6 protein-coding genes are annotated in these 5,530 nt (G+C 45.7%); 1 reads left to right on the top strand and 5 read right to left on the bottom strand.

Annotation, left to right across the window (positions count from 1 at the left end):
- Window positions 1-82 precede the first annotated feature (82 nt).
- The 5 genes from ACTIE0_RS22385 to ntcA all read right to left on the bottom strand — a co-directional run bounded on the left by ACTIE0_RS22385 (window position 83) and on the right by ntcA (window position 4,134).
- On the bottom strand, window positions 83-265 hold the full coding sequence (locus tag ACTIE0_RS22385) for a hypothetical protein (protein ID WP_231296373.1): 183 nt from the start codon (window positions 263-265) through the stop codon (window positions 83-85).
- Between the two features lie 401 nt (window positions 266-666).
- Window positions 667-990 carry a DUF760 domain-containing protein gene (locus ACTIE0_RS22380; RefSeq protein WP_006625277.1) on the bottom strand — a complete coding sequence of 108 codons (324 nt, stop codon included), beginning with the start codon at window positions 988-990 and terminating at the stop codon, window positions 667-669.
- A gap of 101 nt (window positions 991-1,091) precedes the next feature.
- Window positions 1,092-1,490 carry a pre-16S rRNA-processing nuclease YqgF gene (locus ACTIE0_RS22375; protein ID WP_008051305.1) on the bottom strand — a complete coding sequence of 133 codons (399 nt, stop codon included), beginning with the start codon at window positions 1,488-1,490 and terminating at the stop codon, window positions 1,092-1,094.
- Entirely contained in the window at window positions 1,484-2,959 is a 1,476-nt protein-coding gene (locus ACTIE0_RS22370; protein ID WP_006625275.1) for a DUF3084 domain-containing protein, read from the bottom strand. The genes ACTIE0_RS22375 and ACTIE0_RS22370 overlap by 7 nt, the downstream gene beginning before the upstream one ends.
- Window positions 2,960-3,468: 509 nt before the next feature.
- Window positions 3,469-4,134, bottom strand: a complete 666-nt coding sequence (gene ntcA, locus ACTIE0_RS22365) for a global nitrogen regulator NtcA (RefSeq protein ID WP_006670397.1) — start codon at window positions 4,132-4,134, stop codon at window positions 3,469-3,471.
- 462 nt (window positions 4,135-4,596) lie between these two features.
- On the opposite strand from ntcA, the gene fabI reads away from it, so the two are divergent.
- Window positions 4,597-5,373 (top strand): enoyl-ACP reductase FabI, encoded by a 777-nt coding sequence (gene fabI, locus ACTIE0_RS22360; protein ID WP_006670396.1) that lies wholly within the window; start codon window positions 4,597-4,599, stop codon window positions 5,371-5,373.
- The last annotated feature ends 157 nt before the right edge of the window (window positions 5,374-5,530 follow it).

Raw genomic sequence — 5,530 nt, 5'->3', positions numbered from 1 at the left:
GGCGACCTAGAAATTAAACAATTTCTGCAAACACTCCCCTAAAAATCAGTAGGGGCAGCTTTCCGCCGCCCCTAAGACCAAACTACATTGATGTACCTACACTTTCGCGATCGCCATCCTCATTCGTGCCTTCATAACCACTTTGAACAACTAGACCGTGGTTGTTGAAGCTTTTCCAGGCAGGCGAATTAGGCGAGGAGGTGGCAGCTACATCAGAAACCAAAGCAAAGCCCCCACCCGTCGAAGCCACTAGCCCGAGTAACACAATTATTCTCTTCATTTTTTGATGCACCCTGATTCTCTACTTACCCAGTGCGACTTGGCTGGGCAGCCCAAAGTGGGTTATAGCTATCTCCCACCCGACAGCAAAATTAATCAACTCATAACCCTGGACAGAGGCAGTCCTCTCACCAGAGACTTGTTAACTAATTACTGCTTCGATCCTAGGTTTACATTGTCTTACAAACCTATAGGTTTGGGTAGTGGGCAGTAACCCATCAGGGGGATAACCACTGATCATCTCAATTCTCAATTACTATAAACTTATACCTAGTTAGCGCTATGGTCGGCGGGAGTAACTATCAAAATTGGCAGTTTTTCTGAAGAGGCAAAAAACTTGATGGGAGCCAATTCTACTGACTCCCCAGACCTGCTAAATTTTTCTGGTTAACTGTAAATATTAGAAACGGATTTTTCAAACTCCATGCGCTGTTTAGCTTTGTTGAGAAAATATCCATTCATCATCGCAGAAGCTAGAAGGCGACCAAGATTTTCACGGCTAGTAGTAATTGTGACATCAAAATGCCCAGAAGGCAATCCACCAAGTATTTGCAGTAGATTATGTTCCATCAATTGGGCTACATCGGGATCAGGTTGGGAGAGTTGGGCTATTGTTTCCGGGGGCATTGATTTCACATATTGCCACAATCCATTACTGCCGGAAAGGCGATCGCCACAAAACTCAGGAACTCCATTTGACTTGTTATTCATTTGCCAGATCCTGTAATAATCTATCTTTAACTATACTATAGCCATATCACTAGCACCATCGACAGTGATTAAAACCGAACCTCAGCAGACGGCTACCGTAACTAATTTCCCGCCTGATAACGTTCCACTAGGATAATTGCCACGATATCATCAATGGGTCTAGGGGGAACCCGCATCCCCTGGGGTAACAGACGAGAAAGACCCTGGGGGGGATACATTTCCCAATAGCGATCGCGTGCTTCCAAAGAACTATAACGCTCATCAACTTCGGCTATGTGAATAGACTTGGGAAGAACCGCACGCATTTGTTGTTTCCAGGTCTGGGAAGTGGTTTGATTTCCCATCACCACCATTTGCACCGAAAACTGACTACAGAGTGATTTTACCGTAGCGATCGCATCATTCGCCGCCACTACCTGATGATAATAAACTTGTTGATTGTCCCCTACCACCGCCACCCCGCATTTATCCCGACCCGGGTCAAAACCCAAAATCACCATCGCCAAACCTCCGCCCAATCAATATCATCCAGTTTTCGGGTCGGTTGACGAGTGCTAATCAACACTTCCCCATTATGACGCGCAAACAAATCCAAGCGCAGGGGACCGATAGTATAAATATCTTCCGCCGCCACCGCTTGTAGTTCCAGGGTTTGATTATACCCCTCCAACTGCTGAATAAAATAAATCAGAGTATCTATGCGATCGTCACTCATTTCTATAGAACCATTTACCACCCCCACAAAACGAGCCCTAAAACTCGAAGCATCTAAAAGCTGTTCTAATTGCTGTTGCAGTCTTTCCGAACTCATCGTAGCCGGATTTAAAGAAGTTCCTGCCACTACTTCACCGCTGCTAAATAACAATCGATTCGGTTCCGCCATGGTATAAACCGCCACCCGTTTTTCACCCACCAAATAATTAGCAGCCGCGATTATTTGCACCACATACTCTCCACCATTATTAATTTCCTCAATCAGTTCTTCCACCTCCGCTTTAGTAATCATCACCACCATATCTTGGTTAGCACTTTGATTACCCATTTGCACAAATTTTAGGGCCTTCCTGTTCGCTTCTTGTAGCAGTCTATTTACCGTTTCTATAGAACTATTTTTATCGCTAATTCTCACCAATCCACTCGCCAAAATCTCACCCCTTTTTAGAGCCACACTACCCTCTCGCAGCATTTGAAAACCCCGTTGGGCATTAGCTTTTTGTTGTTCCAATTGCTGTTGAGCTATTTCCAATTCCGCTAGGCGTTCTTCCCGTTCAGCAATCACCATATCTTGGTCAGCAATTTGGCGATCGCGCTCTTCTATCTGAGCCGAAACCCTCTCCCGCTGCTCGATTAAATCTTGACGTTCTACTTGCAGTTGATCTATTTCAGTTTCTAGATCTTGTTTTTGCTGAGATACTTGACTTAATTGATATTCTATGCTATCAAGTTCCTCCTCAATCTCGGTTTTAGCCGCTTCCATTTGGCTGAGTTGATTCTGAAGTTGATGCAATTCACTCTCCGTATTTTGCAGGCGACTTTGAGCCCTTTTCAATTCTTGCTCACGTTCCAAAACTTCTACCTTAGCATTATTAAGAGAAGAATTAATTTCGTTTAAGTAATCAACCGCTGCTTGTAGTTCATTTTGAGCCTGTATTAACTCTGATTCTACCCGATGTTTTTCCACCTGAGCATGGGTCAAATCCCTCCGAGCTTGGTTAAGTCTATCCTGAATTTGGTCAATAGTAAACACACCCCGGCGCAGAGGTTTGCTGGTCGCGAATAAAATCACTAGAGTCAAGGCGGAAAGCATAGTTCCCGTAGCCATAGTCACCACCGCCGCCGTTTTTTTGGGGCGCATTTTAAATAAACTCAGGCGAGCCTTACCCACCTTAGTCCCGAGGCGATCGCTCACCACCGCGATCACCCCTCCGAGAGTTAGAATAGCAATAACAAAAATAACAGCAGCGGTCATATCAATTTCCAGGCGACTAGATCAATGCTCGTTCACGAGCCCCCACTTGATGGCGGGAAGTGGTAGTATCTTCAAATTACAAGGATTTATCCTAGGCTAGTGGCGGCAGCCGTCGCGGAACACCCAGAACCTTTACCGGAGTTAGTCCCCATTTCGGGGCTGTTAACGAAGACAAGCTTTTACCTAGAGTCCGACGGATATCAACCCACTGCGGAGGATTTTACAGGTTTTTATTTGGGGTTGAGAGGTTCTGCCCAAATTGGGGGAGGAATTTTTGTCCACCCCTTGCCATACCGCCAAACCCAACCCAATTCTAGCACAAAAATCAGGTTTCCCTACCGAATATTGGCTAAATCTGACCCCTACCTCCAGGCTAAAAAAAACAGCAAGCCTGGGGACTACCGAATCGATATCATCCCCAAAACCTCCCGGTATGCGATTGTGTTTGAGTTCAAGGCGGGAGCAACTGCTGGTCAGTCTGTGACCGCCAGACTCACGCTCGGAATTTTTCAAGTAAATTGTTGGCTGAGGGTAACAGGATTATGAACAGTAATTTTCTTTTTATAAATGGAGATCATATTTTTCTCTCGTAAGTCTCCCAAAAGTCGAGTTACAGTCACTCGCGTTGAGCCAATAGCTTCAGCGATCGCCTGATGGGACAATTTGAGATCAATACGAATCCCATCTCGACCGGGAACCCCAAAATCTCGACACAAAATCAATAAAAAACTGACCAATCGCGATCCCATATCCCGATGCGCCAAAGTTTCGATCATCATCTCCGTTTGCAGAATGCGAGACGACAGACCCCGCAACATCACCATAGACAATTCGGGATCACTTTTCAGAGCCTTTTCCACCTGTTCAATGGGAACAGAAAGCAATTCCACCTGGGTAAAAGCCACCGCATGGTAAAACCGATCAGACTTATGACCCGTAATCAGCGAGAGGACACCAAAGACACTATTTTCCCTAAGTAGAGCCACAGTGATTTCCTCTCCCGCCTCATAAACCCGAGACAGCTTCACGGCTCCCTTAATTAAGACATAAACCCGCTCGGCTGGATCACCGGGGAAAAATATAGTTTTACCACGGTCAAAACTCTCCACCACAGGGGGAAACGCTCCGCCACCAATTTGACGGAACACTGATGCTAACGGTCTATCATACGTCACTGACCCGATTCCTTCCACTTAACCACTGCGCTAGTTTGACTCTGACTTTATCCGACTTCAAATGTTCACCGACTCCCTCGTTAAGCGAAAGATTATAACGGGAGATCCCCTAACACTCACCTAGAGTGATTCCCTGGCACAAAGGTTTTTACCCTGACCTGGAATCAAAATTGTGAGTATCTCAGGAAGTCCATTTATACAGGTCATTGGTTTCATGTCTACCCAGAGTATATCTAAGCCAACGGAGTTTGTGTCGAAAAAACGACTAAATTGCCATATTTTGGCGATGGGAAAGATTTTGACCTGAAATTAGCAACCTGCGATCGTGAACTGGGTGCATACTATGCCCGCCTGCTCCTGAGTCATCTAGGCACGCCAAAGGGATTTTACCACCCAATGTCTTTTTTTCAACCCCCAATTGTGGGAGTTTGATCGTCCCCTTTTCAAATACAATAATCTACTATGTTGGATTTAAACGGAAAAAACGCACTGGTCACTGGCATTGCTAACGAGCGATCCATCGCTTGGGGTATTGCCCAACAACTCCACTCCTGCGGTGCTAACCTAGGAGTCACCTATCTACCCGATGACAAGGGACGGTTTGAAAAAAAGGTTCGCAGTCTAGTTGAACCACTTAATCCCAGTATCATCATGCCCTGTAATGTTCAGGATGATGCACTGGTAACATCCCTATTTGATACCATCCGAGACCAATGGGGGAAACTCGATATCCTCATCCACTGTCTGGCTTTTGCTGGTAAGGAGGAACTATCGGGAGACTTTAGCACCGTTTCCCGTGAGGGTTTTACTCGCGCCTTGGATATTAGTTCCTACTCCCTGGTACAGTTGAGTGGGGCTGCTAAACCCTTGATGACCTCTGGTGGTAGTATTGTCACCCTCACCTATTTAGGGGGAGTCAGGGTGGTTCCCAATTATAATGTCATGGGAATTGCTAAAGCTGCCCTAGAAATGAATGTCCGTTATTTGGCTGCTGAATTGGGCCCCTTGGGGATTAGGGTTAATGGTATCTCCTCTGGACCGATTCGGACTTTGGCTTCCTCAGCGGTTGGCGGCATTTTAGATATGATTCATCATGTGGAGGAAATTGCCCCCCTCAAGCGGACTGTAACTCAGACTGAAGTGGGAAATACGGCTGCTTTCCTATGCAGTGATCTCTCTAGTGGGATTACTGGCCAGATAATTTATGTCGATTCTGGTTACTGCATCATGGGAATGTAACCACAAATATATCGACAGCCCACAATATCTATCATGGGACTCGGGGAGCGGTGAAATTAACTGTTCCCTGTTCCCTGTTAAGAGCATGATTTAATCTCAAATTAGGTTAACATTTTACGGCAATACGGTATAATACCAAGTATGGTGCGAGACCTTC

Origin of the sequence: Limnospira sp. (assembly GCF_051859755.1) — a bacterium.
GTDB classification, from domain to species: Bacteria; Cyanobacteriota; Cyanobacteriia; order Cyanobacteriales; family Microcoleaceae; genus Limnospira; species Limnospira fusiformis.
This window is presented reverse-complemented; position numbering and strand designations above follow the sequence as displayed.

Excerpts from the sequence above, each read along its gene's own strand:
- ACTIE0_RS22370 (WP_006625275.1), bottom strand. The coding sequence starts at position 2,959 with ATGACCGCTGCTGTTATTTTTGTTATTGCTATTCTAACTCTCGGAGGG.
- fabI (WP_006670396.1), top strand. The coding sequence starts at position 4,597 with ATGTTGGATTTAAACGGAAAAAACGCACTGGTCACTGGCATTGCTAAC.
- ACTIE0_RS22375 (WP_008051305.1), bottom strand. The coding sequence starts at position 1,490 with ATGGTGATTTTGGGTTTTGACCCGGGTCGGGATAAATGCGGGGTGGCG.
- ACTIE0_RS22380 (WP_006625277.1), bottom strand. The coding sequence starts at position 990 with ATGAATAACAAGTCAAATGGAGTTCCTGAGTTTTGTGGCGATCGCCTT.